Here is an 855-nt window from a genome sequence, read left to right on the forward strand (position 1 = left end):
CATAATTGTCGTCGATGGCGAGCTTGGCCAGCGACGTCGCGACGTCGAGCAGCGCAAAGCCTTGCGCCGCAGCACGAAGGTCGTCGCTGATCGCGAGCGCCTTGGCGCAGAGCCGCTCGAAGATCTCGAGCTCGAGGCCGAGCGCGCGGTCGCCGGCATTGGCGATCTTGGCCTCGATCTCGCCGAGCTCGGACGTCGTGAAGCGGACCTGGCCGGCCAGCGTCTGGCGATGAATGAAGGTGGCGTTCAGCGGCGCCGACATCAGCTTGTCGCCGTGCTGCGCGGTGACCTCGACGAAATAGCCGAGCACGTTGTTGTGGCGGATCTTGAGGCCCTTGACGCCGGTCGCGTCCGCGTAGCGCGCCTGCATCGAGGCGACCACGAGGCGCGAGGCGTCGCGCAGATTCCGCGCTTCGTCCAGCGCCGGCTCGTAGCCCTGGCGCACGAAGCCGCCGTCGCGCTTGATCAGCGGCAGCTGCTCGTCGAGCGCACCGGCGAATTCGGCTGCGAGCGCCCGCGACGGCCGCTGTAGCGCCGCCATCACTGCGGCGATCTCCTGCGGCGGTTGATCGAGCTCTGAGAGCCGCGTCAGTACCTGGTCGGCGGCGATGATGCCGTCGCGGATGCCGGCGAGGTCGCGCGGTCCGCCGCGGCCGACCGAGAGGCGGGCCAGTGCCCGCGACATGTCGGGCGCGCCGCGCAGGATGCTGCGGATGTCCTCGCGCGCGGCTGAATCGGCAACGAAGGCGCCGACCGCGTCCAGCCGCCGGGCGATCGCCGGCGCATCCGTCAGCGGTGCTGCCAAGCGTTGCGCCAGCAGGCGCGAGCCGGCCGAGGTGACCGTGCAGTCGATCG

1 pseudogene is annotated in these 855 nt (G+C 70.6%); it reads right to left on the reverse strand.

From position 1 onward, the window contains the following. Positions 1-855: pseudogene (locus JHD07_RS38850) on the reverse strand (DNA mismatch repair protein MutS); the annotation flags it as partial.

It is taken from the genome of Bradyrhizobium sp., from assembly GCF_016462955.1.
Classification (GTDB): Bacteria; Pseudomonadota; Alphaproteobacteria; order Rhizobiales; family Xanthobacteraceae; genus Bradyrhizobium.